Source organism: Arthrobacter sp. Y3225116 (assembly GCF_059091245.1).
On the sequence record NZ_JBNHGL010000504.1, the window covers coordinates 1 to 845 of the forward strand.

At 73.7% G+C, this 845-nt stretch carries 1 protein-coding gene and 1 pseudogene; both read right to left on the minus strand.

The window, feature by feature from the left end; genetic code table 11:
- Positions 1-575, minus strand: a pseudogene (locus tag AC5RV2_RS18630) (FtsK/SpoIIIE domain-containing protein); the annotation flags it as partial.
- Between the two features lie 12 nt (positions 576-587).
- Positions 588-845, minus strand: a 258-nt coding sequence (locus AC5RV2_RS18635) for an FtsK/SpoIIIE domain-containing protein (protein WP_494093561.1), incomplete at its 5' end; no start/stop codon positions are given.

An 845-nucleotide genomic window follows, 5' to 3' on the forward strand; every position in this document is an offset into this window, starting at 1 on the left:
AGGGCCGGCGGCAACCGCCGGGCTTCCGGCAGGCCGAGGCCACGGGAGGCGGCCGCAGCCTCGGCCACCAGCTGCTCGACCACTCCGGTGCCCTCGGACGCCGGCGCTGCCGGTGGTTCTGCCGCCAGCCATTCATCCACGGTCCGGAAGAGCGGGACGTGTCCGGCGGCCGGCAGGGTGCTGCAGGCCGACTGAAAGGGCACCGCATCCTGCGTGCCGACGCGCAGGTAGGCCCTGCCCCTCGCCGTCACCGGAATGTCGGCGGCCGCGGCCGCGTCCAGTAGGTCGCGGGACTCGGCCGTGTTCTGCGTCCGCAGCACGATCATGGTGGTGATATTCGCGCGGATGTCCGAGGAGACGGCGCCCTGCGGCCGTTGCGTGGCCAGCACCAGGTGGATGCCCAGGGCGCGGCCCACGGTGGCCACGCGCATCAGCTCGGGAAGCGCCTGCGGCGCGTCCTCGGCCAGCATCCGGAATTCGTCTACGACGACGACGAGCCGCGGCAGCGTGCCGGGCGGGCAGGCCGCGATGTCCCCGATGCCGAGGCCGGCCAGCAAGGCCTCGCGGCGGCGCACCTCCGCCTGCAGTCAGGCCAGCGACCGGCCGACTGCCTCCAGCGTCAGGTCCGTGAGCAGGCCGGCGCAGTGCGGCAGCCGGGCGAGCGGGCCGAGCCCGGAACCGCCCTTGAAGTCGATCAGCAGGAAATTTACCGTGGCCGGGGACCTGGTCAGGGCCAGCGAGAGGACAAGGCTCCGCAGCAGTTCGGACTTGCCGGAGCCGGTGGTGCCGGCGACCAGCAGGTGCGGGCCGTGGACGGTCAGGTCGAGCGCCAGCGGTCCGGCGGC